The following is a 26,980-nucleotide window of genomic DNA, read 5'->3' as shown; positions in this document are numbered from 1 at the left end:
ATGATATCTTTCATTAACCTATAATACAAATAATTGGTGATCTAAATTTATCCGATTTTATTCATTACAGACTTAAATACAAACATTTTGAAACACTTTAGAAAGCTTGCCATTCTCTTTTTTAGTTCAGTCATTTTTTTCTATGCCTGCAAAGACAACAGACAGATTTCAGAAATAAAGGAAGCTGAGGAATCTTCTGTTTCAGATACGCCTTCAGATGCAGCAACCTCTAACGCAAATAGCGCGGAGGCCGTTCAAACTGCTGGGGGGGTATTTCACTATATCTGCAATGATGGATGTGCTGGTGGTTCTGCCTCAGCTGGGAATTGTGCAACATGCGGAAAACCTTTAGCACATAACCAGGCATATCATTCCAATACAAATAATACGCCAACTGCTGCCCCCTTTGCTACTGGAGCCAACAACAACACTGCTGGTGTTTTCCATTATACCTGTCCAAAGGGATGTGCAGGAGGATCTGGATCTGCCGGCAACTGCGCCATCTGTGGGACTACTTTGGCTCATAACCAAGCTTTTCATCAATAAGCTGAAAGTTGCCTAGGTTTCTACTATCCAAATAAATTTTGACTAATTAGTTTAACCAAATACCAGACCTAGAATTATTAAAACACAAAAAAACCACAGCCGTTTAGCTGTGGTTTTATATTTTAAAGTTCTTAAAATAAGCTGTTCTGCTAATTTAAGCGATCTCTACCAATTCTAGTTCAAAGATTAAATCTTTACCTGCTAGTGGGTGATTACCATCTACGATAATAGAATCTTCTCTTACCTCTGTAATGGTAAAACTATGTTCTTGTCCGTCATTAGACCGAGAACTTAAGCGCATACCCAATTCTGGTTTAATGTCTGGAGGAAGTTGTTCTTTTTTAACCTCATGGAACAGTTCTTTGTGAACCTCTCCATAGGCCTCTGATTTAGAAATTTCTACCGTCTTTTTTTCATTTGGTTCCATACCGATAATAGCCTTTTCAAAGCCGGGAATAAGCATACCCTGCCCAATGGTTACCTCTAATGGCTCTCTTTCTAAAGAGCTGTCGAACACCTGACCATCTTTAAGTTTACCAGTATAATGAACCTTTACCGTATCATTCTCTTTTGCTTGACTCATACTTACGTTTTAAATTTTTGCGAAACTACCACTATTATATGGAACACCCAACCTATTACGGATTCCCTTAACATAATTTGACAGAAATTTCTTATACTTACCGTGCCAAATACGTAACATTACGTATTGTTTAAAAAGAATACGAGTTCTATTTTGTTAGATTATTAATAGAATGGAAATGTTATAGAAAAAATAACACCACTTTAATGGTGTTAGCCGCTTGTTGGCAGTAATTAAAATGACCGCATATTTAGACAATAACATAATAGTCGATATAGAAAAAGGAACTCTTTTGATTTCGGATTTAAACAAGCTGACTGAAAGAGATATTACTAGATTCTATTATTCAATGTCGCATATTTTTGAAGCAAATGAAATAACTGCTTCTACGAATGGAGAGTTGAATGAAAGACTATCAAAAAGGTTTAAGATAATTAGCCAAATCACGAAGAATCATTATTTAGAAAGATTGCTACCTTCAAATAAGGTTATTAAAACTAAATATGAGCCTTTTCACATTTACCAATCGATTAACGAAGTATCATTTGCAAGAAATTCCATGAAACAAATGGTAAACAATACATCTGAAGAACAAAAGAAACAGTTTAGAGAACAATTAAATATTGACCCATTAAGAATAAACAACTATTCACCTAAAGAAGTTATCGACCAAATAGATGCCAACAAAATAGCAATGGGTGGATTTACTCTTTTAGAATTGATTGAAAAAGGAATTGAATTGCATCCGAATGGAAAAGAAATGAGTTTGCATAATCGATTTGCAGGTGTTTTTGAAATACTGGATTTAGTTGGCTTTTGGAAAGACAAATACAATGAGAAGTCAAATTACGCTCGTTTATGGGATTCAAGCCACGCTTATTTCTCTACATTTTGCGATTATTTCATTTCAGACGACAAAAGAACCAGAAATAAAGCAAAAGTAGTTTTTGAACTTTATGATATAAAAACCAAAGTTATTTCTTCAAAAGGAGAAGAATAACTGCAAATATAATTTTAATATGACCTGTGCTTTATGTTGTCAAAATCCAGCAAATAAAACGAATACTCATTATTTGTCTGACGCAATAATTCGTAGTTGTCTCAATTTAGATGGTGCGGATGGTAATAAAAATAGAGAAAAAGGCTTTTATTTTGACTTATCAAACAATTCAGCTTTTGTTGAGTTCAATTTTCAACGTAATACATCCATTCCAAAACTTGAAGAAGCTTTAGGTAGAAAAGCAACTGACGAAGAAATAGAAAAAGCAAAACAAGTCCCTTTTTCAGTGGATAATGTATTTTGTTCTGATTGTGAAGATAAATTCACTGAAATAGAAAACAACTTTACAGACAATATTTTACCACGTTTACGTGGAGAAAACCTTGATGGATTTACTGAATTAAATTTTGAAGAAGTAAAAACAATAAGATTATTCTGTTATATACAAATATGGCGAACTGCTATATGTGAAGAAATTTTTAGTTTAAATAATACTGCTTTAGAGTCATTGCGTGAAATAATATTCAATCATAATCAAGCAGAACTTCAGGATATTAACATCTTCCCGTTATCAATAACCTATTTGCAAACGAAAGGAGAACAAATAGAATACACGAGTAATTATGTAGGTTTTACAAGCGATGTAAATCCGAATATCATTTTTATGAATGATATTGTAATTCAATTTTACGATTCAGAACAATCAATCAGATTTCTTGACTTTTATGGATTAAATGAAACTGAAAATTTTGATGAGTTTATAAACTATAAAGAAACTGAATCAATAAAAATAAAAGTCATTGAAGATAAAAATCGAAAGGATTTACTTTATAGATTGATTCATTCAGAAAAAGCAAAACAAACTAGACAATTTTATGAAAATAGTTTTATTAAACTTTGGTTCTATGTCTTTGGGTCAATGCCAACTCAATATACGCTTAATGAATATATGCAGACAATAATTGGAAATGATGAATTTAAAGTTCTTAAGTATACAAAACAAAACATTATTGAATTGACACAGAAATTCATAGAATCGAAAATAAGATAACTACTGCCAACAATGGCTATAAGTAATTGCTTGTTCTCGCCTGCTTCTGAAAATTTGCTTACGCACAGTTCGCACTTCGTGCTCGTGTCTCGCGGATTTTCAGTTTGGGGTGTGCTTGCAAAGTCAAGTGCTTAACCACGCAACTACTCATACCCGATACCGTTACACCTTAATAGGTTAAACTAAACCGAATGAAAACGAAATTTTTTTATCTATATCCCTAATTTTTATTTTTCGACTCCAACAGAATATAACAGACTAAAACTAGCCCAAAAACTATGAAACAACTATTATTAACAATAACCGCCATCTTATCTATATCTTGCCAGGAGGAACCCAAGCAGGAATTTTCTTTAACCGGAAAAACAAACGGCATTAAAGACGGAACCTATTTATATCTAGACCACGAGAATATCACCATAGATTCTACCCTCGTAACAGACAATGCCTTTGAGTTTACTACCCCATTGGCTTCATCACCAATGAGTTTATGGCTTCACACCAAAGACTTTTCTAATTATAGGTCATTTTGGGCGGAAGATAAGCCTATGACTTTTGATGCTTCAAAATCCGATTTTAGACATGCCACGATTACAGGTTCAGAATCTGAGGAATTAAGCGCTGCCCTGTATTCAGAAATAGATTCTTTACCACGAAAGGAGAGACTGCAAAAAGAAATGGAGTTTGTAAAAAACCATCCCAACACTATTGTTAGCGCTTCTATGCTTGCGATTTATTCCACAACTTGGGGCAAACAAAAAACGACAGAATTGTTTGATCAATTTTCAGAAGAAAACAAAGCTTCGAAGTATGGACAAGCCGTTCAATGCTATATTGAGCTTAATAAAGACCCTAAAATAGGCGACCAATTTGCTGATTTCAAAATGGAAAACACCGATGGCGAATTGCAGTCCCTATCAGCCTCGAAAGCAAAAGTTACATTATTAGAATTTTGGGCTTCTTGGTGTGGACCCTGCCGTAAGGAAAATCCAAATCTTGTAAAAACCTATAATACCTATAAACCCAAAGGTTTTGAAGTCTTTGCGGTGTCTTTGGATGAGAGCAAAGAAGATTGGTTGCAAGCCATAGAGAGCGACAGTTTACAATGGGTTCATGTTAGTGACTTAAAAGGTCAATCCAATGAAGCCTCTCTTATCTATGGCATCAATGGCATACCAGATAATTTCTTAATAGACCAAAATGGGGAAATCATTGCACGCAACCTGCGAGGAGACGAACTGAACAACAAATTAAATGAGATTTTGGAATAAAGGAGTACTTACGCCAAGTTCTAAACCTCTTTAAATGTATGTAACTGGGTATTGGTAGAGGTTTGCTCCTTATAGAAGTTCGCATGCCAACCAAAGTCCCTCATTTTACTATCTTAGTGTAATTCAACGCTACCTAGCGATATACAAACCGTAAGCAGTAATTAAACTATCACTATGAAAAACCTTTTGATTCTATTGTTAATTTCTGCTTGTATTTCCTGTAAGAATTCGAATGATATAAAAACGGAACCAAAACCAACAGAATTAAAGGAACTTCAGTCAAGTATAGATTCTCTTTTTAATGCCAACATAGCAGAATCTGAACCCGGAGCTGTAGTTGCAATTTCATACGTACAAGAAATGATATTCGGAAAGGGCTACGGTTTACGAGATTTAGAGACAAGGGAGCCTATAACGCTTACCACTAATATGAGAATGGCTTCGGTTAGTAAGCAATTTACCGCTCTTTGTATCTTAAGCCTTGTTGATTACGGGTTACTTTCCTTGAATGATACGATAACAAAGTTTTGGGATTTTCCTGTTTTCAAGAATATTACGGTTGAACATTTACTAAATCATACCTCTGGTCTTGCAGATTACGAAGAGCCTTATTTTTTGGAACGATGGGACAAATCGAAGATTGTCGAGAATAAAGATATTTTAAAATGGCTTGAGACTAACCCTACGCCATTGTTTGAGCCTGGAGATGGTTGGGAGTATTCAAATACTGCGTATTTGGTGTTAGCCCTATTGGTAGAAAAAGTTAGTGGGCAAGAATTTTCAGACTATGCAAAGGAAAACATCTTTAACAAAGCAGGCATGGAACATACTAATTTTTACAACCTAGCCAAGCCTATTGATATTAAAGAAAGAGCCTATTGTTACGAAAGAGATAGTCTTGGAAATTGGGTAAAAGTGGATGGTTATTATATGAATGGTATCTTAGGTGATGGAGCAGTTTACACCAGCATCAACGATTATCTTGCCTATGATAAGGTTTTAAGAAACAATATCCTACTTTCAGAAGAATCGCATAAATTGATTTTTAAGCCAAGTTCAACCATTGAAGGAGAATGGCCTAATACGGGTCATGATATGATTGACTTATACCCATTTAATAAAGGAAAAAAGTTTGGTTATGGGATGGGGTGGATTGTAACTGACGACCTTGCAATGCATAGAGGAAGTTGGAACGGTACACGGACAATGGTCGTTAGAAAGCTCGATGAACCACTAACAATTCTCTTATTTATGAATAACAATTCTAAGTTAAGGGAATTGCTTTTGATAGAGACCTATGATCTCGTAAATAACTATTTAAAAACCACTGCAAGCAAGTCCTTAAAGTAATTGATTGTTCTCGCTTAAAAAATGTAACCACTCTAACCCAAAAACAACCTCGTGAAAACCGCCCTTTTTTTTATGCTCCTTTTATTGCCACTAGGTAAGGCAGCTGCCCAAACCTCTGAATCGGACAAACTAATAACCATTGAAGAAACCAGATTAAAAGCCTTAGTAGATGGAGATATAGATTTGGCTGCTTCGTTGCATGCAGACAATTTTGAATTGATTAATCCGGTGGGTGAGACCTTAACTAAACAGCAGTATTTGGGTGGTATAGAAAAAGGAGAGATAGATTATAAAGTGTTTGAGCCGATTTCTAAGATTAGGGTTCGTATTAGTGGCAATCTGGCAGTGCTGAGGTATAAGTCTAACATCGAAATAACCGTCGGGGGCAATGCACTACCATTGAGAGCACATTGGCATACAGATATCTATGAAAATATCGAAGGCAGCTGGAAAATTATTTGGTCTCAGGCAACAGTTATAGAATGAGAGGTATGGGAATTATAAGTCTTTGATAACTAACAATCGCAGGTATGTTGGAATTAAGTAAAATACAGTAAATCGAAAAAATGGTTTAGGTGTTGGAGGAGTTGATATGTTTCTCATTGTTAAATATGGCAGTGGAGGTTCGCGCCACGACACAGGAGATTGGGGCGAGCATGAATTCGATTTTAGTTAAATTTAATTCCGAACTTGTTTAAAACTAAAAATATTAAAATTCTTAAGTTATTAGTAACCTATAAGATTAAATTAAACATTATGAAACCTCTATTTGGAACACTTTTTAGTTTCATCCTATTTGTTAGCTGTTCCTCAACAGGTGGCGAAGTTATGCTTGTTTCAGAGAATAGTAATTCTGGGTTTAACTTCCCTTATTTCTTATTTATTCCAGAGGAGGCAAATCCAAGCAATTCAGTTTTTCTCATCGTTGAACCCAACAATACGGGTTCTGTTAGTGATAATTTAGCAGATCATAAGGATAAAGCCGAAAATTTGGCAACCAATAATTACAATCTTGGAAATTACTTGGCACATCAATTAGGTTATCCTTTGTTAATCCCCATTTTTCCTAGAGCAGAAGCAACTTGGAAGATTTATACCCATGCCTTAGATAGAGATGCCATGCAGCAAAAAGGAAATGCCATAGAGCGTATTGACCTTCAACTATTAGCCATGGTTGAGGATGCAAAGGGAAAACTTGATTCTATAGGGTATTCTATGGAAGAACAAATTGTTTTAACCGGTTTTTCTGCATCAGGTAGTTTTACCAATAGGTTTACAGCAATACATCCAGAAAAAGTCGCCGCCAGTATTGCTGGTGGTTTAAATGGCATGCTGATTTTACCTAAAGACTCATTGGGAAGAACGGCTCTAAATTATCCAATTGGCATTAATGATTTTCTAGAAATAACAGGTAAAAGTTTTGATTCAATTACCTTTAAAAATACTCCTCAATTTTTATTTATGGGAGAGTTGGATGACAATGATGCTGCCAACTACGATGATGCCTATACTGACGAGGATAGAACAATTATTTTCAAGGAATTAGGAAAACAAATGCAACCAGATCGTTGGGAAACCTGTACCGGTATTTATAAGGATTTTGGAGTGAATGCTGAATTAAAAACCTACGAAAACATTGGTCATGAACCTTCCTTAAGAATTAAACAAGATATACTTGAGTTTTTAAAGAATAGCCTATAGAAATTGGATCGTCCACTTTTTACGCTAAATTGTCCTAAGTAATCTTAACTTCATCTAAGTCTAATATTTTATATTTAATCCTCACAACTTGTTGTTAAATAAATGGTTAACAACCATATAGAGGAATGGCCAAATCGTTAAATAATGATTTTTAGGGAAGCACGTAAAAGTGATATTAAACAAATTCAAATAGTCCGTAATTCGGTAACTGAAAATACATTGTCAAACCCTGATTTGATAACAGATGAAGATTGTTTGGATTTTATTACAAAAAGAGGAAAAGGATGGGTTTGTGAAATTGACAATAAAATTGTCGGATTTGCCATTGCTGATATAAAGGAACATAACATTTGGGCATTATTTGTGCACCCAGACTTTGAAAAAAAAGGCATTGGCAGGCACTTGCACGACTTAATGTTGGATTGGTATTTTAATCAAACTTCTCATAATGTATGGTTGGGAACATCACCAAAAACTAGGGCAGAAAAATTTTATAGAAAATCAGGTTGGAAGGAAGTTGGAACTCACGGAAAAGGAGAGATAAAGTTTGAAATGACTTTAGAAACTTGGAATTATAAAATTAGAGAGCGTAATAGTATTAAAAATCAGTTCTGACGGATTCATCCTCCTCCGAATCCCCTCGGAATCGAAAGGTGTCTTTCTATTTGTTATTCTGAAATTTAGTCTACAATCTTCTTTTGCTTAAAATCACTTCATTTTACTATCTTAGTTACCACCAACTTCAGGGTTTGCTTTAAAAATCCGTAGTTGCTCCCTTTATTTCCTAAGAATTAGTCCTAGTAATCCAAACCAACCAATATGAGAAGAGGACACTTTATTCTATTATCAGGTCTTGGCCTTACGGCAATGGCCTTGCCCACCTTAACTTCTTGTGCGGTGGAATACAACCCAAAGGTTGCCGCCCCAGAACTGTTATCCACTATTTGGGACACTACCACTATCAATGCGATGGGCCAAAGCTACCGCCAACAATTTATTGATGAAAACAGCGAAAGAAGCTTGGTAAAGCTTTTAAACATCAAGGCTTCTGATGAAGAATCTAGAATCCTTGAAAAGCTCACTCAGCAGATAGAGGAAGATTTTAAGAATGGTGATACTGTGGCGCTAGATGGCTGGATCTTATCTCGGACGGAGGCACGACAATGTGCCTTGTATTCATTAACCAAAGTTAGCTAGGCCATGCATATAGACGCAAGAGAATTAGAGAACAATTCGGTAATACAAGGCGATATTTGCATTATCGGAGCCGGAGCCGCAGGAGTTAGTATGGCACTGGATTGGTTAGACAGCGGAAAAAAAGTAATATTGTTAGAAGGTGGCGGTTTTGATTATGATCCACAGGTACAAGATTTGTATGGTGGTAAGACGACAGGTCAGAAATATTTCCCTCTTCAATCCGCAAGACTTCATTATTTCGGAGGCACAACGGGCCATTGGGCTGGTATGTGTTCACCCTTTGATCCTATAGATTTTCAAAAACGAGATTGGGTGCCACATAGTGGCTGGCCCATTACCAAAGAAGACCTAGATCCTTTTTATGCCAAAGCAAATAAGGTGCTTAAACTCGGGCCTTATAATTATGACTATGATTATTGGAATACCGAATTGCCAAACTTAAATGCCTTCCCACTCGACAAAGAGGTGGTGTGGAATAAGATGTGGCAATTTAGTCAAGCCCGATATGGTGAACTGTATAGGAAGGAGATTTTAGAGGCCAAGAATATTCATCTATACACCTATGCGAATGCGGTAGATATTAAAGCCAATGATAACCTAACTGAGGTGACGGAAGTTATTGTAAAAAACCATGCGGGAAAAACACATACGGTAAAGGCCAAAACGTTTGTAATGGCTTGTGGTACCATTCAAAATTCTAGATTGTTATTGGCGTCTAATTCGCAAAATTCACAAGGACTGGGTAATGATAACGATTTGGTAGGTAGGTACTTTCAAGAACATTTAGAAATAGCTTCAGCCGAATTATGGCTGGCAAAACCATTCCCGACGGATTTATATTCATGGGAATACGGAGTAACCAAAGCAAGTGCAGAGTTAGGTATAAGACCTGAAGTTCAAACCAAAGAAAAAATATTAAATGGTACTTCTTCTTTACTTCCTTTAAGTGTGGGCATTCACCAAAAACCTAGGATGGAAACCTGGCAAGACGACGACCCACGGAAAAGTTTAGAAAACGTTTTTGCAGATTGGGGTGCAGCAGATGAAAAGGCTAAGTTGGAAAAAGGGCCCATTGAAAGAGCCTATCAATTAAATACACGAATTGAACAGTCGCCAAATCCAAACTCGAGAATAACCCTAGATTCAGAAAAGGATGAATTGGGCGTACCAAGAGCGAATTTGCACTGGGAACTTACAGCTTTAGATAAATACAGTGTTAGAAGGATTTACCAAATTCTAGGGCATCAGTTTGGCATTGCCGGTATTGGGAGGATACGGCTTAATGAATTTTTAAGGGATGAAACGGATGATTCGTTTCCAGATAGCACCAATGGCGGTTGGCATCATATGGGAACCACCAGAATGGCTGATGATCCAAAACAAGGTGTGGTAGATGCCAATTGTAGGGTGCATGGGATTTCTAATTTATATGTAGCTGGAGCTGCCTGTTATCCTACGTCAGGTGCACCCAACCCAACATTAACTTTAACTGCGCTTACCCTTCGATTGTCTGATCATTTAAAAGGCATAATTTGAATTAAATGGCTATAAAAAACCTTGCCTTAATTCTATTTGCAGTTTCACTATGTAGCTGCAACTCAAACAAAAAAGAGCATTCCCAAAACCTTGGTGATAGGTATGCAGGAATCCATGTTGTTGGCGCTATGAAAAATGTGATGTGGAAAGGAGAATTGGAAAGTAGCATCAATTTGGACACCATTGCACCTAAAAAGGGTTTGTATGGTCTTGGTCCCGAAAGTTATTTAACGGGTGAGTTGCTGATTACTGATGGTACAACCTATGTTTCCAAAGTTACATCAGATACTACCATGATAGTTAAAGAAGCGTCTAAAGCTTCGGCACCCTTCTTTGTATATGCCAATGTAACCAATTGGCAAGAAGTTGATATACCCGAAGAGGTAACAACCATAAGGGATTTGGAAACCTTAATTGATGATAAAACCGAAGATTTTAAAAAGCCATTTGCTTTTAAAGTTGTCGGATCCGTTTTAGATGCGCTTATCCATATTCAAAATTTACCACCAGGCACAAAGGTAAGCTCGCCAGAAGACGCACATATCGGTCAGACCAATTATATTTTGCAAGATGAGACTGTGGAAATTATCGGCTTCTTTTCAACCGAACACCAAGGGGTTTTTACACATCACGATTCCTACTTACATATGCATCTTATTACGGCCAATAAGACTCAAATGGGGCATTTAGATGCGTTAACTATGGGAGAGATGAAGCTTTATCTGCCTTTATATTAATACTCAAATACCTTAACCCACAAAGGATTGAGCATATAAAAAAATTAGGTAACATTACGTATTGTAATAAAAGGTATTATGTTATAAATTACGGTGTTACGAGCCTCGTATAAACGATTTTATCGATTATTATGATTAAATTTCTTTTTATGAAATCACTCTTTTTTACCCTTAGCTTATTCTTCGCAATAAATACCCTAGCGGCACAAAACGGAAGATTTGTAGAGACTAATGGGGTGAGCATTTATTATGAAGAACATGGTAGCGGGGAACCATTATTGCTGCTTCATGGATTTACTATGACCCATGAGATATGGAAACCCTATATTGAAGATTTAGTGGAACATTACAGATTAATTATTCCAGATTTAAGAGGGCATGGCAGATCTACGAATCCTTCAAATACCTTTACCCATAAATTATCTGGTGAGGATATGTATGGCTTAATGGATGCCTTGGAAATTGAAAATTTTAAAGCCATAGGCCATAGTTCTGGTGCCATGACCTTAACCCATATGGCCACGAAGGATACCACAAGAATCGCATCCATGGTGCTTATAGGTTCTACAACCTATTTTCCCGAAGCATGCAGGGTCATACAGAGAAGTGTTAATATGGAATCTATGGATGAAAATTGGTTCAATTATATGAAACATCTGCATCCAGGAGGTGAAGAACAGATTAGAAAATTGTTGGGGCAATTTAGAGGAATGGCCGAATATTATGATGATATGAATTTTACAACCCCTTATTTATCCACTATAACTGCGGAAACCCTAATAATACATGGAGATAGAGACGAATTTTTTCCTGTCGATATTCCTGCCCAGTCGTATAAAGCCATTCAGAATTCGTACCTATGGATCATACCTAATTTTGGACATTCTATGCCAAGTCCAGAAGGAGCATTAGGGACGCTTTTTATGGAGAATATTATTATGTTTTTGGATGGACAATGGAATTAAAAACACTTTATTATTATTATTATTAATCAATTTAAACCACAAATAATGTCACTAACTAACTACAAAACCTTATACCTATGGATGATTATCCCAATGCTGGTTATGCAATTGGGGATATTCGAGGATTATTGGGGTGATTTTACGGATAATGCTTGGTCCGTTCATATACATTATTGGACAGGAACAATCTGGTACCTGTATTTAATAGCACAGCCTTATTTTGCCACCCATGGTCAGTTGCCGAGGCATCGCACCAATGGTATCATAGGTATGTTTTTTGCTGGAGGTGTTTGTCTCACGGCATTAAGCATGATGCATAGAGACATTGCAACAACTGAAAGATCTTTGGCTATGCCAGAACGGTTTGGTCCATTTGAACCCTGGTTCTTTTTTGGGGTTGCGGCGGTGGAAATAGTGATGATGACGGCATTCGGTCTTGCAGTAATTATGGCCATTTTGAAAAGAAAACAATTGGAAGACCATGCGTGGTGGTTGATTTCAACCGTGTTTATTATAATGATGCCGGCACTAGGTAGAGGTATACAAAATATCTATGTTGATATGTATCAGTCAGATTGGCCGAATATTGCCATCATGCGACCACTTTATCTCACTCAAGTTTTGATAATTGTAATGTTGCTGTTAGGGGCCTGGAAATACCGTAAATTAAAACACCCAGCAACTTTCTTGGCAATAGGAGTAAATCTTTTTATTTTTCTATTGGAACCATTAGGAAGGTCAGAAGCGGTTCAAACGATTCTTAAAGCCTTAATAAAAGGATAACATTTGCTTTTTCAATAATTCATAAAGTCCTTTAAAGTTAATTTCCAGTTGCGTATTTTCAACATTGCAATTCAAATCTATGCGTACCGCTAATACATAACTTTTTATGAGAAAACTGGTTAAAAGTACCTTGTTGCCCCTGGCATTACTATATATGTTTTCCAGTTCTTGTAATTGGAAAGAAACCCAACCCATAGTAGAAGAGCAGACGATAGTATCCGATACATTGAAACACCTTGGGTTTCAATCGCCTATTTTTTCTTCCAAAACCACAAATAAGAATCAACATTCGACCTTAAATGGTGCCGTGAGCGAATTTGTATGGCAAATTTTTGAGGATAAAAAGGGGAATTATTGGTTTGGTACCAATCACGATGGCATCCTTATTTACGATACCCAAACTCTTAAACAATTTACGGCAACGGATGGAATAGGGGGAAATGCGGTTAGAGCAATCACAGAGGCAAAAAATGGAGATATTTGGTTTGGGACTTCCAAGGGATTAACCCGCTTTGATGGACAAGAGTTCATTAATTACACCACTGAGGATGGATTGATAGATAACGAAATTTGGGCTGTAGAAATAGACTCAGAAGGTGTTATTTGGATTGGTACTAATGGAGGTGTAAGTAAGTTTGACGGATCTACCTTTGAAAGTTTCCAAGTTCCTAAACCTAATCTTTCTAACGTAGAACCTATGCTATCTGAAAATAGGGTCAGTGATATTTTAATTACTAGTGATAGGCATATCTGGTTTGTCAACGATGGTTATGGGATTACCAGATATAATAATAGCGATTTTGAATTTCTTACAACTGAAAATGGACTTACAGATAACAATGTGGCAGATCTTTTCGAGGACAGTAAAGGCCAAATCTGGATTGGTACCTTTTATGGAGGTATAAGTACCTATGATGGTACAACCTTTAAAAATTATACGAAAGATGGAAAAATTGAAGGATTGGAGGCCTATAATTTTTGTGAAGACAGGTCTGGAAATGTGTGGTTTTCGGCTGAAAATTTTGGAGTGTATCGTTACGATGGTAAAAAGTTTACCCAATTCACCACAAAAGATGGCTTAGCCACAAATACTATACAATCCATTTATGAAGACCATAAAGGTCAGATTTGGTTTAGCACCTGGGATGGGATTAGCCTATTTGATGGTAAGGAAATAACAAATGTTTCTGAAAAAGAGGCTTGGACCAAGTAACCTTCTAATGTGCTAAATAAGGGAAGAGCCTCTGAAATTACTTTCGTTTCTTATTGTCTGTTTTTAATATTAAACAGCTAATATTTTGTATTTAATAATATATATTTATTGATAATCAATAAATAATTATATCTTTGATTTAAATAATTATTTTATCAATCATCATGAAACGAACTTCAATCATATTTCTTCAGGCTGTAATTGCACTCATCGGTGTTTTGGCAATATTTGCACTAATCCGATTTCCCATGTTAGAGGGGAGAGCTGTTAATTTAAATCTATGGGAGATTTACTCAGACCCTTTTATCTTATATGCTTATGTTGCCTCCATTGCCTTTTTTGTGGCCTTATATAAGGCAATTAAGTTACTGGGATATATTAGTTCGGATAAATTGTTCAGTGTAGATGCTGTAAAAACTTTGAGGACTATACGGTATTGTGCTATTATTACAGGAGTATTAATTGTATTGGCTGGAATTTATATCATGATCTTCCACCATGAAGATGATGACCCAGCTGGTTTTATGGGTATGTGTATATTAACAACTTTTATTTCGGTAGCGGTGGCAACGGCAGTTGCGGTATTGGAAAAGATACTTCAAAGAGCAGTAGATATGAAATCTGAAAATGACTTAACCATTTAAGCTATGCCGATAATTGTAAATTTAGATGTGATGATGGCGAAGCGGAAAATGTCGCTCAATGAACTTTCGGAAAGGGTAGGACTCACTTTATCCAATCTATCCATTTTAAAAACAGGTAAGGCCAAGGCAATTCGCTTCAGCACTCTGGAAGCTATCTGTGATGTTTTAGACTGTCAACCTGGAGATATTTTAGAATATTCGAATGAGGACGGAGAATTCGAAAACACTGATTGATATCAGATTAAAAAATAATTCAGTACCCTATTCCATTTCTCCCTTTTCTTATTGAATTATGGAGCCTTTTAATAGGTTGTGAATACTCGGTTTTTATTCCAAAAAATGCTAACTTAATAGCTACAATTTCGATTGTCTAAAATTCTCCCCTAGATAAGAAACGTACACAATTATGAAACAAGCTCTGTTGAATTTATTGATAATCATAACATTTTTAAATTTAGGTTTCGGGCAGGACCAAAAACTTCCATATAAATCTAAAATGGCTGATCTCGGAGAAATTAAAATGCAATACATGGATTTTGGTGGAGAGGGAATTCCTTTTATTTGGGTACAGGACTTTCATAATTATTTTGAAGGGCCTTACAGTAAATTTCCTGAAGCCGCTGAAAGAATTGATTTTTTCACCAAACTTTCTAAGTATGCACATGTTTTGGCGCCACTTAGAAGAGGGTATGGAAAAAGCACGTTTACCAAATGGGGCTATGATGTCGCTACCCAAGGAGAGGATATTCTGAAATTTATGGATGAATTAGGTATTGAGAAGGCTATTTTATTTGCACGTTTACCGGGAAACCAAGATATCACTTGGATTGCTGAGCACCATCCTGAACGTATTTCGGGGCTTGTTTATTGGGATGGAAATCCAATCCTGATTGTTGGTTGTGGTAATGAGGATGAAATTCTACTAATGGAAAGCTGGAGTGCATTTGCCCCAGATTTTGAAAAAGAGCAGGAAAAACGTTTAGTGATGTCCAGGGCTTTTTGGCGTCCACATTTTCTAAGTGATAAAGACAGCAGAATTAAAATTCCTGCAATTAGGTTATTAAGTTCTAAATACGATGATTCAAGTGTGATAAGTAGAATTTCGGAACGGGAACGACTTCAAGCGGATATTGCCAACGATAATCCAAAATTCAAGGAAGAGGTATTGGCCTTAAAAACTTTGGTTGAGGATACCTTGAGATATAACAGGCTAAGGGAGCATTTATTGGCATGTGATCCCTCCAAGAAGTTAGATGAGGGTATGGAGCGTGCTTTTGGCAGTTACTTGCAAACCGAATTGAAAATTTTCGACTATGATACAGATGACTATGCTGAGTATATAGCGTGGGAATTGGAGAAAGTGATTGAATTTATAGAAAAACTAAAGTAGGAACATTTTTTTAATATACTCGTTATGAAAGGATTAATGAGACTTCTTTTAGTGTTGGTAGTCTTAACAAATTTAAGTTTTGGCCAAGACATCAATTATGGATCCAACCAAGGGAAGTATATTAAAATTTCTAACACCAAAATTTATTATGAGGAATATGGTAGTGGTATGCCTTTATTGCTATTGCATGGTGGGTTTGGTTCAATTCATGATTTTCAAGAGGTTATTCCAGAATTTGCAAAGCATTATCGGGTTATTGCAATAGATAGTCCCGGACATGGTAAATCGGAATTGCCGGACTCTTTGAGTTTTGATTTAATGGTGGATGTCTGTTCTCAACTTATCGATGCCTTTAAGTTAGATAGTTTGAATGTGATGGGTTATAGTGACGGCGGTATTACGGCTTTACTTTTGGCAGCAAAACGACCAGAAAAGGTTCGTAAAATTATCGCCACAGGGGTTAATAGCCATATGGATGCCATAAAACCAGAGGTATTGGAAACCCTCAGAATGATAAGTCCGGAGTTTATGGAAACTTATCAAAAAGAATGGATAGCGGATTATAATAGCAAGTCTTCATCTAAGGACCAATGGAAAAAATACATTAACAGTATGAGGGAGATGTATTTTTCAGATGAGGTGGTAATTCCGTCCCAGGTATTTTCAGACATAAAGGCAAGGGTGTTGTTGGTGTTTGGGGATAATGATGTGGTAAAATTGGAGCATGGAATTGAATTGTATCAATCGATAAATGGAAGTGAATTATGTGTTTTGCCCGATACTCCGCATGAAATATTTAAGTCAAGCCCCAAATTAATGAGTGAAATAGGTTTGGAGTTTCTTCAGAAGTAACACTATAATAGGGGTTTTTAAGGACTAAATACTGCCATTTTCTTCGTATCTTTATATTAGTTATTAATGGCCTTGCCATGATTTCAATCTTCCGACTAATACGCCATACATTGGTATCTAATAGTAAGTTTAGCAAGTATTTAATCTATGCCATCGGAGAGATTATTTTGGTAGTCATCGGTATTTTGATTGCCTTGCAGGTGAACAAGTGGAACGAAAGGCGGGATCATTTACAGTATGAACAACTTATTCTATTAGAATTAAAGAAAGAATTCGAGAATAATTTGGCTCAATTGGAGGAAAAGAAGGAGATCCGGTTAAATATAATAATGACATCTGCGCGCCGGTTGATTAATATAATTAATAACCGTGATTTAAATGTAGAAATCGATTCAATCCATCATTATCTCTCAAGGACCCTAATTGTTCCTTCATATGATCCGATGATAAGTATAACCACACAACTTATCAATTCCGGTAATCTACAGCATATTCAAAATGACGAATTACGAACGAAATTGACAAACTGGCCAGGTGTAACCCAAGATTTTGTACGAGACGAATCTGAATTTGTAACCTTTATGTATGAGCATTATATGATATTCTTAATTAACAACTATAGGTTAAACCCCTTGGTTAATGAGCTCCAAAATGATATTGCTATATATGATATTCTTAAAACACCCCAAGTAGACTTTAATTTGACAAATAAGAAAGACAATAATGAATTAACCCAGTTATTCCAAAATGAAGATTTTGAGGATTATTTATCGCTTATCATGGGCTTCTGCAATTTTTCTAATAATTCTACTACTGCTTTAGCCGATGCCAATACCGAAATTTTGAAATTAATCGAATCTGAAATTAAAAGTTAGAGATTAATTTCCACTTGATTTATCTCCCTACGTCATTTCTTATTTCATATAAGACGGAACTTTTGTAGGATATACCAAAATTTGATTAAATTGATTGATGAGGAAATTGAAAGGTAGCAACATAAACTCGTAAAAATATGGGACAGTCTTTAGTGTTATTAATTGGCATTTTAATTTTTATAACATTTATTTTCCTTTTTTGGTTGTTTACACGCAACTATGTTAAAAAGGAATATGGAATTAAAATGTGGAAAAATGGATCAGCGAAATTATCGTATTGGCAGGCGGCAATACTATATAGTGCAGGGCTAACATTTGTTACCATGTTTATCCTCCAATGGGTTGAAATCCTAAAATTTTAGAAATAAAATATCAATTAAATGATTCAGTATTTTAAACCTTTTACTTTTTTGTGTTTGTTGTTTTTGGGTATAAATTTTAGAGCTGCATCCCAAGAAACAATAGCCTCCAAGCTTGGCTATCCAGCCGATGCAAAGCTTTTGATAATTCATGCCGATGATTTAGGTGTTTCGCATTCTGAGAATATTGCAACCTTTGAAGCAATTGATAATGGTTCGGTGAATTCGGCCAGTGTAATGATGCCAACTCCTTGGGTGTTGGAGGCGGTTAATTATGCAAAGGCTAATCCAGAAACACATGATTTTGGATTACACTTGGTTCTTTCCTCTGAATGGAAAAATTATAAATGGGGTCCGGTTAGCTCAACGGATAAAGTCCCTAGTCTTATAGATGAGCATGGTTATTTTCATGAAGCCTGCCGCTCAGATTTAAATTTAAAAGAAGTAGAATTAGAACTTAAGGCTCAGGTGGAGCGTGCCTATGCCATGGGTTTGGAGCCAACCCATTTGGATACCCATATGGGATGTTTGGCTCAAACAACAAGATTAACAGAGGTTTATCTTAAAATTGGTCAGAAGTATAATCTCCCTGTTTTTGTTTTGGATGAATTTTTGTCCAAGGAGATAAAAGAAACATACCACCCAAAGGTTCTTGTCGATCAACTTTACACCATTTCACCAGAGGATTATAGCATTGGTCCAGAAACATATTATACAAATACCCTTAAGAATTTAATGCCAGGTCTTTCGTTATTATTGATTCACACTGCTTATGACAATGAGGAGATGAAAGGTATGAATGTCGATCATCCAGAGTGGGGAAATGCCTGGCGGCAAAAAGATTACGATTTCTTTACAAGTAAGACCTGTAAGGAACTTTTAGAAAAAGAGAATATTAAATTGGTTACCTGGAGGCAAATTAAAGAGGCGCTCTACTAAATCTTAATCAATTGCATGAATAAGCCGATTTCTCCTTAGGTATATTAAAAACCTATAGCTTATTCTTGGAAATTTCTCAATTCATTTACCTGCCTAAATCTTCGTAATGTTACGTATTGTGTTATAAAGATTATATCTGTAATTTGTACGGAAATTCTTATAATATTTAAAAATAATCTATCTTAACCTAAATTCTTCCCTAGATATTAAGGTATTGACAATCAATTGTCTATGCTCTAAAAATAAACAGAAGCTAATCTTTAAATTATGGAGTTATGGAATATAAATTTTTTACAACAATGTGCTGTGCTATTTTAAGCACTTTCCTCTGTTTCGCCCAACCAAAAGAAGGTAGCCAAATTTTCAATTTCAACGATAAGGATGTCCATATTTATACAAAAGGAATACAACATCGTCAGCCTGGACAACCTGTTTTAATCTTTGAAAGCGCTTTAGGCATACCACTTGAAAATTGGTATGGACTTTTTGACAAGATGCAAGATTCTCTTCCTGTATTTGCCTATGACCGTGCAGGTATTGGGAAGTCTGAATTTACAAATAATGCGCCAACACCTGAATTTGTTGCATCTCGACTGCACAACATCTTAAAACAGTTAGATATTTCACCACCGTATGTTTTAGTTGCGCATTCATGGGGAGGCCCATTAATAAATTCGTTTGCTGTTCAATTTCCTGATGATGTAGCGGGAATGGTTTTTATTGATACATCCGATATCATTAATCGTAATGAAACTTATTTACAAGCAATTAAAATAGCAAGTAATGGAAAGGTTACAACCAATGTCATACAAGAAAAAATGAATGAGGCAATCAATCGACTCCCACCTAGTTTTAAAACTGAATGGGAGGTGGTTAATAATTTAACTAATGATGAAAAATTAGATCCTAATCGATTTACCCCAAAAATAGTGGTTCCCACTGCTATTTTGGTTGGCCCAAGATATGATCCAGCACCAGTAGATTTGGGAGTTACTGAGTTCGATTTAAAGGATTTCTATAGTGAAGCGATGAAATTAACGATTATGAAAAAGCAAGAGATCGTTAGGGGTAATCCCCATGGACTATTTTTGGTGGTAAATAATATTGGCCATTTAATGCATGCTGAAAATCCAGAATTGATTGCCAATATCGTTGAGGAAATTTATAGAATGTCCAGCAAATAAAGGATTCAATTAATGTTTTATGGAGACTGAATTAATGATTTATTTTTTTGTTTGAAGATTTCTGTAAGTTTTAATGTTTACTCAAATTAAAAGCCACATTATCCTCAGGAGCAATTACTTTATAATCTATCCGTGAAAGTATAGAGTTTTTATTTAGTATTTTAGTAATCAGGTCACTATCTAATTTTTAAAAACTAACTTAATCCTTTACCCTCATGAATTTTCAAAACAATAATATAAAAAGAAGAGATTTTTTTAAAAAATCCTCTATGGTTGCTATCGGTACAGGTAGCCTATTAGCGTTTCCAAACCTTTTGTCTGCCCAACCAACCACAGCGGTGAATGACATTAATATAGTTGGTCCAAAAGATGGATTTACCACACAAATAGGTACACTTGTTTCCATGATGAATTGGATGCGAAATGTTATTCTAAATCCAGTTAGAGACCTTTCTATTGAAGAATTGGATTATTTGATAGATGATGAGGCAAATTCCATAGGAGCTATGCTTTGGCATTTGGCGGCTACAGAACGTTTTTACCAGATACACACTTTTGAGGATAAAAAATGGGGAGATTGGTCTAAGGAAGATGATGAGAATTTCAGTGTGGCAATGGGCCTAGGAGATAAAGCTCGAGACCTTATAAAGGGTCACCCACTTGAGTTCTATATGGAGAAACTAGATTCGGTTAGGGAGCATACCTTGGCAGAATTTGCCAAAAGAGATGATGAATGGTTAATGAAGGTTGATAATGATTTTCCTTGGGGACCTACCAATAATTACTGTAAATGGTTCCATGTGTGTGAACACGAATCTAACCATAACGGACAATTTAAATTTATTAGAAAACGTTTACCGACCAGGAGGGGTTAATGAATACTTCCATCCTTGATTTTTGTATTTGACTCTAATGGCCTAAAGCCAAGGTGAATTTCAAATTCAAAGCTTTTTTACATTATATTGCGTTATATCTGCCTCCATCCCTACTGAATTTGCACTTGTGTTTTGGTTGAACCAAAACCCCTTGCTATAACTACATGAAAAATGTTTTTATTTCGTATTCCCATGATAACCAGCATGAGCAGGAAACACTTAAAAAACATTTGGCGGTTTTAAAACGTAAAGGACTAATTTCCGATTGGAGTGATAAAGAAATTATCGTAGGTGATTCGTGGGATGATTTAATCAAAACCAAATTGGATGAGGCTGATATTGTATTATTCTTAGTTTCAGCTGAGTTTTTAGCATCTGATTACATCAATAATGTTGAAATAGAAAAAACCATTGCCTCTTATGGTGACAAAAATATAAAGGTAGTTCCTGTTATCTTAAACCATTGTATGTGGGAAGAAACCGTTCTAAAAAATTTCCAAGCGGCACCTATTGAAGAGGGGAGACTTAAACCGATCAGTGAATGGCCCGACCAAAATAAAGCTTATTATACCGTAAGCTTGGAGCTACTAAAGTCCATCAATAAGGAATTGACCAATGATGAAAACCTAACCAAAGTTTTTAAATATAAAACGGAAATTTCAAAATGGGATGAAGAACCTGCCAGCCAGGGATCAAAGAAATTAGACGTTTCCATTGATACAATTTTTAAATATGGACTCCTTGGTTTAATGCTAGTGGCATTCGCCTTTTGCGTGAAGGGACTTTTTACAAGCGACTATTTTTTAGCTGCCTTTTGTTTTGTTGGGATCTTTTTAATCATAGGTCTACATTATGCCATCAGAATATTTGAAATAAAAAACCTTAAGTTGGAAATTCAATGATAACTCACATTAGACCATGAAAAAAGCAAAAATTATCATTCTTATATCATTGGCCATCATCGTTGCTGTTTCGGTCTATATCATTAAACTTTATAATGACATAGAAAAGACAAATATTGAATTATTGAAAACTCGAGAAGACCTGGAATTAACAACTAGGCAATTAGATGAATTGAACAAAAACTATGAAGCCATTAGTAATCCCGATATAAGCGAAAATCTGCCTACGGTTGAAATAGATTCTACCCAACAAGAATTAATAAAGAACCTATTTTCAGAAAAAGAAGCCACCCGCAGGGCATCTACTGTTATCCTTCTTACCGAATGGACAAAAGACTCAACTCTAATTCCTAATTTGGTTGAATTTTCAGAAGGTCGTTTAACGAATGAGGATTATAACGTTAGTGGAATTATAAATACAATATTTGTTCTCAATCGCATGGACGAGCCACTGCTAAGACATGATAGTCTCAGTGTTTCAGGATTTATAAACAAGGTCTCCCAATTAAAAGAACGTAAGGAAACCCAAGAACAGTTAAACAAACTTAAGCAAAGGCTTCAATAGTCTAAGCCTAAGAGGTTTTATTAAGTAATTCATCCAATTGTTCCCTTAAATTTCTGTCTGAAGGCCTGGGGGCGTTGGAATCTATTATTTTTCCATCCGGACCAATCAAAATAAATCTAGGGATGGATTTAACGCCATAAGCCTTGGCAAACTCAGATTCGAAAGCCTTACCGGCAGCATATAACTGAATGCCACTAAGCTCACTATCTTTTACCACATTTTTCCATTTCTCCTTGTCTTTTTCTTGGTCCAAGGAAACACTTACAAAAGCCACATCTTGGCCGTGGTAATCTTGTTCCATCTTTCTTAGAAAAGGAATTTCAACACGGCATGGAACGCACCAAGTGGCCCAAAGATCCATATAGACATATTTTCCTTTGAGATCTTCCAACTGCATTAGGTCACCATTTATATCTTCAAATTGGTCAAATTTTGGTGATTCTGTTCCGCTTTCTAGGCTTTTGCCATACAATCTATCTTTCAATTCAGGTGCATTATAGCGCGCGGTATACGCATCCACAAGTTTTTGGTAAAGCAATTCGTTTTCCTCATTAAACTGGTAGGTTTCTGGCACGCTGGCTCTGAAAAAGAATTCACTGCGGATAACCTCTGACGGTATAGCTCCAATGGCTTCCAATAAAATAATTTTCTTGTCTTTTAAAGAGTCCTTTTCAGCTAGTTGACGAGCCTCATCTTCAAGTTTATTATAAACCACTCCTTTATATGTTTTTGAAAATCGAAATAGATCTTCATTAGTCATGTCAAAACTTGCAAGTTCAGGAACATAATTCTCACTGACTTTGGCAATTGAATCAGGATATTTTTCGGCCTCGTAATTTCGTCTCATTGCGAAGTAAGAGAGGCGACTCCAATGCTCATAGTTTAGGTTTAGGAGTTCTAATTCTTTAAAGGAGGCAGGTATACCTTCGAGCTTATTCAAACGAGATTTTGATTTATCTAATAATTCTAAAGAGGCTGATTTATATTCTTCAGGGCTGAGGCTATTTAAGGAATCACGCTTAGACCGTCTATCGTTGTCAAGTTGCTGTTTTAATAAGACATATTCATTCGTAGTTATAGAATCTCCCTCGAGTTTAATTGATTCTACCCAATTTTCTGCATTATAAGTAAGATATGGTTGGTCGCCTTCTTTTAAATATAACCTCAGGTAGTTTTTTCCATCGGTGAATAAATAAAAACCTTCATTGAAATTATTAGGCAAGGTATCGGTAAAATTTCCCTCTTTTGAAATGGGTATATCAACTCTAAACTTATTATCCAATACCAAATTATCTGAATACAAAATCAAGGTGTCTGCCTTGGCATTTTGGATATTCCCGGAAATAATGGTGGGTTGGATGGCTTTTTCAGTGTTGTTACAGGAGAATACCAATACTAGAACAATAAAAAGGGGTGCTAAGCGACACATAGAATAAATAATCTTTAGTTTTTTTTTAACTAGACGGAGAACCGACAATTTTACCCCTAAAGAAATCCATATTGGGACTTAATTGTATCAAAATTGCCTTTTGTTCGTCATATTTTCAATAGGTTAGATCAATGGAACTACTTGAGCGTTTAAAGTCGAATATCCTCATAAAACTTTTTTACTGGAGTGTTAGGGTAGGGATGGGGCTCACCTTTATCATTTCTGGAACAAGAAAATTGCCAGGTATTAAATTTACTAGCTTGCCAATAAGCAACCCAGTAGGTGCTTATTTCCAAGGTATGTACGACACTGGGTTCTATTGGAATTTTATTGGGTATTTCCAGATAGTGGTGGGGTTGTTGATGTTCTTTAATCGATTTGTTGTGGTTTCTAGTCTTCTGATGATGCCGGTAACCATTAATATCTTTCTAATCTCCGTGGCGCTAAAAATGAAAGGGACCCCAATAATTACTGCCGCAATGGTTTTGGGCAACCTATTTTTGATTGTTTGGCATTACAAAAACTACAAAGCCATTTTTCAACGCCCCTTGTAAATGGAGGTCTAAGAGGTTTTATTAGGTTCTTACATATTGCATTTTATCTTCAGTTATGGCCGTAATTATTAAAGGGTATAGTTTACAGTTTGAATTTATAGGGATTTTTAATTCTTAAAAGTGTTGTTATATTTAGATATTAATAATGAAAATATAACACCACTTGGTGGTGTTATCCAATTGTTGTGGCACATGGGTTAAGAAAGTTAAGACTCAAAGTAGACAGTACATTTATTAACCAACCGTTAAATAATCATGAGAGAAAAAGTAATTAGACCAAATCTAAAGTACATAGGGTTAACTAATGCATTTCTTTTCATGTTGACTTTTACTTTTGGACAATCCAAGACTTTAGGGTCTGACATAGTTGACCCAAAGTCAAAAATTAAAGAAGTTTTTTCAGGAGGAGAAGGACTACTTTTAGAGGGGCCGACAATGGCACCTGATGGAACCTTATATTTTACAGACATTACTATTACCCAATTTGAGGGAATGAAAGCCGGAATAATTTGGAATTACAATCCACAAACAGGAGAAACAAAAGTTTTTCGCTCTCCAAGTGGTATGGCTAACGGGCTTTCTTTTGACAGTGATGGAAATTTGATAGCATGTGAAGGTGCAGATTTTGGCGGACGTAGGATTGTTAAGACGGACATGAAAACTGGCAAAAGTACAATTGTCTCAGGACTCTTTAATGATAGACCATTCAATGCCCCGAATGACCTGGTTATTGATAACAACGGGCGGATTTATTTTACTGACCCAAGGTATTTTGGAAAAGAACCAATAAACCAGCCAGTAGATGGAGTTTACCGTATAGATACAGATGGGACAGTTCATTTAATAATCGCAAATGCATCCAAGCCAAACGGAATTGCAATTTCACCAGACTACAAGACTCTCTACGTGGCAAACTTTGACTTTAATGGTACTTCAAATTTTTTACCAGGGGATTTTAAGGGACCAGCTTCAGAAACAAGCGGAGCAATACTGGAATATACACTGCTTCCTGACGGAAATGTTCAATTCAATGGCACACTGATTAACCTGATGAATGATGGCCCCGACGGAATTAAGGTTGATTCAGAAGGAAATATTTATATTGCAGTAAGAGGAAATATAGGAGTTTATTCACCGAAAGGTGAAAAACTGACAGAAATTGAAGTCCCTAATAAGTCCGCCACGAATTTATGTTTTGGTAGAGGTAAATGGAGTAGGACACTTTTCATTACGACAGGTAAAAAACTTTATACTATTGAAACTAAAAAAGAGGGATTTCACATTCCGTTCAAAAGATGAAGTGAGTAAAAAACACGTGCCACAACATTATGTATGAAATCATAGCCGCGCCAAGCAATCGCACAAGCCAAAGCTACGATTCATACATTTAGCGTTGTGCTTCATTTTGACCAACCGCTAACCAATGATTAAGTTTTTAGATTATCGAAACACAATTTTGCAAAGCAAAATCAAAGGTCTGGTAGACCTTTGGTTGAGATAGCCGCTTACGGATAAACTAAAGGCTTAAATTAGACTATGATAAAGTTTTTTAGAAAGATTAGATATAATCTTATGGATCAAAACAAAACCGGGAAGTATCTGAAATATGCTGTTGGTGAAATTGTACTTGTGGTAATCGGAATTTTAATTGCACTACAAATAAATAATTGGAATGAAAGTAGAAAGAATATTAAGTTAATAACTGCATATAAGAAAAGTTTAATTGAAAATCTTGAGCAGGACAGCATAGTCATAGCTGATAGAATTAATCAAATAAAATCCGACATAATCAAAATTGAAGCTTTTGAAGAAAGGGTTTCTAATGCTCAACACCCATTGGATACCATTTTAAAAATTGCTCGTTTTGAATATACATTCAACATTTATATTAGCTATCATTACGAAAAAGATACTTATGAAGTGCTTAATTCTACTGGACATATTGGCTTATTCTCTAACAACTTAATCAAAAAATTAAAGGAATTAAATAGTTTACAGGATCGTGCCTTATTCAGTAGTTCGCAAACTTTTGAAACCTATAGGAACAATCTATCCAGTTATTCCAGAAAATACCCTTTCTCTTTTAGAAATAATTTGATAAAAGATAATACCATAGCTGCCAGTGAAGTTTGGAATAATATTTCTAAATCTGAACACGCAACAGAATTTAATGCATTGGTTATTGCTAAAGGAGATGCATACAGACTTGCATTAGATTATTTACCAAGGCTAAAGAAGAAAACGAATGAATTACTTTCAGTCCTTCGAAAAGATAAATAGGGGAGGTACAACAGTTGCTTTAAGTAGTTGCTTGTTCTTGTCCCATTCTGAAAATCTTTGATGATTTTCTATTCGGTTTGTATTTGCTAAATTAGTTGCTAAACCACGCAACTAATCTTATACACAACGTTATCAGCAATCGGGATAGTTCTATAACAATGCCGAAGCGATAAAAAGATTCTTTAAAATATTAGTGGTT

The 26,980-nt window shown here is 35.6% G+C and carries 29 protein-coding genes; 27 read left to right on the top strand and 2 right to left on the bottom strand.

Features of this window, described 5'->3' with window-relative positions:
• Positions 1 to 87 precede the first annotated feature (87 nt).
• Positions 88 to 546, top strand: coding sequence for a hypothetical protein (locus tag ISU00_RS16655; protein ID WP_228851806.1), 459 nt, complete (start codon positions 88 to 90; stop codon positions 544 to 546).
• A 154-nt stretch (positions 547 to 700) separates the two neighbouring features.
• Here ISU00_RS16655 and ISU00_RS16650 read toward each other — a convergent pair whose 3' ends face one another.
• Positions 701 to 1,129 carry an FKBP-type peptidyl-prolyl cis-trans isomerase gene (locus tag ISU00_RS16650; protein ID WP_228851805.1) on the bottom strand — a complete coding sequence of 143 codons (429 nt, stop codon included), beginning with the start codon at positions 1,127 to 1,129 and terminating at the stop codon, positions 701 to 703.
• Between the two features lie 238 nt (positions 1,130 to 1,367).
• Between ISU00_RS16650 and ISU00_RS16645 the strand changes: the two genes are divergently transcribed.
• The 23 genes from ISU00_RS16645 to ISU00_RS16535 all read left to right on the top strand — a co-directional run bounded on the left by ISU00_RS16645 (position 1,368) and on the right by ISU00_RS16535 (position 22,518).
• Positions 1,368 to 2,129: a hypothetical protein gene (locus tag ISU00_RS16645; protein WP_228851804.1), complete on the top strand. Its 762-nt coding sequence runs from the start codon at positions 1,368 to 1,370 to the stop codon at positions 2,127 to 2,129.
• Positions 2,130 to 2,202: 73 nt separating this feature from the next.
• The gene (locus ISU00_RS16640; protein WP_228851803.1) at positions 2,203 to 3,180 is read left to right on the top strand and encodes a hypothetical protein; all 978 of its coding nucleotides are present in this window, start codon (positions 2,203 to 2,205) and stop codon (positions 3,178 to 3,180) included.
• A gap of 278 nt (positions 3,181 to 3,458) precedes the next feature.
• The gene (locus tag ISU00_RS16635; protein ID WP_228851802.1) at positions 3,459 to 4,451 is read left to right on the top strand and encodes a TlpA disulfide reductase family protein; all 993 of its coding nucleotides are present in this window, start codon (positions 3,459 to 3,461) and stop codon (positions 4,449 to 4,451) included.
• Positions 4,452 to 4,625: 174 nt separating this feature from the next.
• Positions 4,626 to 5,801, top strand: a complete 1,176-nt coding sequence (locus ISU00_RS16630; protein WP_228851801.1) for a serine hydrolase domain-containing protein — start codon at positions 4,626 to 4,628, stop codon at positions 5,799 to 5,801.
• A gap of 51 nt (positions 5,802 to 5,852) precedes the next feature.
• On the top strand, positions 5,853 to 6,287 hold the full coding sequence (locus ISU00_RS16625) for a nuclear transport factor 2 family protein (RefSeq protein WP_228851800.1): 435 nt from the start codon (positions 5,853 to 5,855) through the stop codon (positions 6,285 to 6,287).
• Positions 6,288 to 6,557: 270 nt separating this feature from the next.
• A complete protein-coding gene (locus ISU00_RS16620; RefSeq protein ID WP_228851799.1) occupies positions 6,558 to 7,502 on the top strand; it encodes a hypothetical protein in 945 nt (314 codons plus the stop codon).
• A 144-nt stretch (positions 7,503 to 7,646) separates the two neighbouring features.
• The gene (locus tag ISU00_RS16615) at positions 7,647 to 8,117 is read left to right on the top strand and encodes a GNAT family N-acetyltransferase (RefSeq protein ID WP_228851798.1); all 471 of its coding nucleotides are present in this window, start codon (positions 7,647 to 7,649) and stop codon (positions 8,115 to 8,117) included.
• Positions 8,118 to 8,321: 204 nt separating this feature from the next.
• Complete coding sequence (locus tag ISU00_RS16610; protein ID WP_228851797.1) at positions 8,322 to 8,699, top strand: hypothetical protein; 378 nt, start codon at positions 8,322 to 8,324, stop codon at positions 8,697 to 8,699.
• Between the two features lie 3 nt (positions 8,700 to 8,702).
• Positions 8,703 to 10,235 carry an FAD-dependent oxidoreductase gene (locus ISU00_RS16605; RefSeq protein ID WP_228851796.1) on the top strand — a complete coding sequence of 511 codons (1,533 nt, stop codon included), beginning with the start codon at positions 8,703 to 8,705 and terminating at the stop codon, positions 10,233 to 10,235.
• A 5-nt stretch (positions 10,236 to 10,240) separates the two neighbouring features.
• A complete protein-coding gene (locus ISU00_RS16600) occupies positions 10,241 to 10,972 on the top strand; it encodes an acetolactate decarboxylase (RefSeq protein WP_228851795.1) in 732 nt (243 codons plus the stop codon).
• A 149-nt stretch (positions 10,973 to 11,121) separates the two neighbouring features.
• Positions 11,122 to 11,937, top strand: coding sequence for an alpha/beta fold hydrolase (locus tag ISU00_RS16595; RefSeq protein WP_228851794.1), 816 nt, complete (start codon positions 11,122 to 11,124; stop codon positions 11,935 to 11,937).
• A gap of 45 nt (positions 11,938 to 11,982) precedes the next feature.
• Positions 11,983 to 12,720, top strand: a complete 738-nt coding sequence (locus tag ISU00_RS16590) for a hypothetical protein (protein WP_228851793.1) — start codon at positions 11,983 to 11,985, stop codon at positions 12,718 to 12,720.
• Between the two features lie 106 nt (positions 12,721 to 12,826).
• Complete coding sequence (locus tag ISU00_RS16585) at positions 12,827 to 13,933, top strand: ligand-binding sensor domain-containing protein (protein ID WP_228851792.1); 1,107 nt, start codon at positions 12,827 to 12,829, stop codon at positions 13,931 to 13,933.
• A gap of 164 nt (positions 13,934 to 14,097) precedes the next feature.
• Entirely contained in the window at positions 14,098 to 14,577 is a 480-nt protein-coding gene (locus ISU00_RS16580) for a DUF2975 domain-containing protein (RefSeq protein ID WP_228851791.1), read from the top strand.
• Positions 14,578 to 14,580: 3 nt separating this feature from the next.
• Positions 14,581 to 14,811 carry a helix-turn-helix domain-containing protein gene (locus tag ISU00_RS16575; protein WP_228851790.1) on the top strand — a complete coding sequence of 77 codons (231 nt, stop codon included), beginning with the start codon at positions 14,581 to 14,583 and terminating at the stop codon, positions 14,809 to 14,811.
• 172 nt (positions 14,812 to 14,983) lie between these two features.
• Positions 14,984 to 15,967, top strand: coding sequence for an alpha/beta fold hydrolase (locus tag ISU00_RS16570; RefSeq protein ID WP_228851789.1), 984 nt, complete (start codon positions 14,984 to 14,986; stop codon positions 15,965 to 15,967).
• 24 nt (positions 15,968 to 15,991) lie between these two features.
• Positions 15,992 to 16,819, top strand: coding sequence for an alpha/beta fold hydrolase (locus ISU00_RS16565; RefSeq protein ID WP_228851788.1), 828 nt, complete (start codon positions 15,992 to 15,994; stop codon positions 16,817 to 16,819).
• A gap of 77 nt (positions 16,820 to 16,896) precedes the next feature.
• Positions 16,897 to 17,694 (top strand): DUF6090 family protein, encoded by a 798-nt coding sequence (locus ISU00_RS16560; RefSeq protein ID WP_228851787.1) that lies wholly within the window; start codon positions 16,897 to 16,899, stop codon positions 17,692 to 17,694.
• Positions 17,695 to 18,074: 380 nt separating this feature from the next.
• The gene (locus tag ISU00_RS16555; RefSeq protein WP_228851786.1) at positions 18,075 to 18,992 is read left to right on the top strand and encodes a polysaccharide deacetylase family protein; all 918 of its coding nucleotides are present in this window, start codon (positions 18,075 to 18,077) and stop codon (positions 18,990 to 18,992) included.
• Positions 18,993 to 19,267: 275 nt separating this feature from the next.
• A complete protein-coding gene (locus ISU00_RS16550) occupies positions 19,268 to 20,176 on the top strand; it encodes an alpha/beta fold hydrolase (RefSeq protein ID WP_228851785.1) in 909 nt (302 codons plus the stop codon).
• Positions 20,177 to 20,391: 215 nt separating this feature from the next.
• Positions 20,392 to 21,051, top strand: coding sequence for a DinB family protein (locus ISU00_RS16545; RefSeq protein WP_228851784.1), 660 nt, complete (start codon positions 20,392 to 20,394; stop codon positions 21,049 to 21,051).
• A 164-nt stretch (positions 21,052 to 21,215) separates the two neighbouring features.
• Complete coding sequence (locus ISU00_RS16540) at positions 21,216 to 21,953, top strand: toll/interleukin-1 receptor domain-containing protein (RefSeq protein WP_228851783.1); 738 nt, start codon at positions 21,216 to 21,218, stop codon at positions 21,951 to 21,953.
• Between the two features lie 16 nt (positions 21,954 to 21,969).
• Positions 21,970 to 22,518 carry a hypothetical protein gene (locus ISU00_RS16535; protein ID WP_228851782.1) on the top strand — a complete coding sequence of 183 codons (549 nt, stop codon included), beginning with the start codon at positions 21,970 to 21,972 and terminating at the stop codon, positions 22,516 to 22,518.
• 7 nt (positions 22,519 to 22,525) lie between these two features.
• Here ISU00_RS16535 and ISU00_RS16530 read toward each other — a convergent pair whose 3' ends face one another.
• Positions 22,526 to 23,947: a TlpA family protein disulfide reductase gene (locus ISU00_RS16530; protein WP_228851781.1), complete on the bottom strand. Its 1,422-nt coding sequence runs from the start codon at positions 23,945 to 23,947 to the stop codon at positions 22,526 to 22,528.
• 131 nt (positions 23,948 to 24,078) lie between these two features.
• Here ISU00_RS16530 and ISU00_RS16525 point away from each other — a divergent pair, with 131 nt between their 5' ends.
• From ISU00_RS16525 to ISU00_RS16515, 3 genes are all read left to right on the top strand, one after another.
• The gene (locus ISU00_RS16525; protein ID WP_228851780.1) at positions 24,079 to 24,501 is read left to right on the top strand and encodes a DoxX family membrane protein; all 423 of its coding nucleotides are present in this window, start codon (positions 24,079 to 24,081) and stop codon (positions 24,499 to 24,501) included.
• Between the two features lie 255 nt (positions 24,502 to 24,756).
• On the top strand, positions 24,757 to 25,800 hold the full coding sequence (locus ISU00_RS16520) for an SMP-30/gluconolactonase/LRE family protein (RefSeq protein WP_228851779.1): 1,044 nt from the start codon (positions 24,757 to 24,759) through the stop codon (positions 25,798 to 25,800).
• 237 nt (positions 25,801 to 26,037) lie between these two features.
• Entirely contained in the window at positions 26,038 to 26,781 is a 744-nt protein-coding gene (locus ISU00_RS16515; protein ID WP_228851778.1) for a DUF6090 family protein, read from the top strand.
• Positions 26,782 to 26,980 lie beyond the last annotated feature (199 nt).

Source organism: Aegicerativicinus sediminis, assembly GCF_015476115.1.
GTDB classification, from domain to species: domain Bacteria; phylum Bacteroidota; class Bacteroidia; order Flavobacteriales; family Flavobacteriaceae; genus Aegicerativicinus; species Aegicerativicinus sediminis.
Note: the sequence above shows the minus strand (reverse complement) of the source record. Positions and strands in the feature narration are given on the sequence as shown.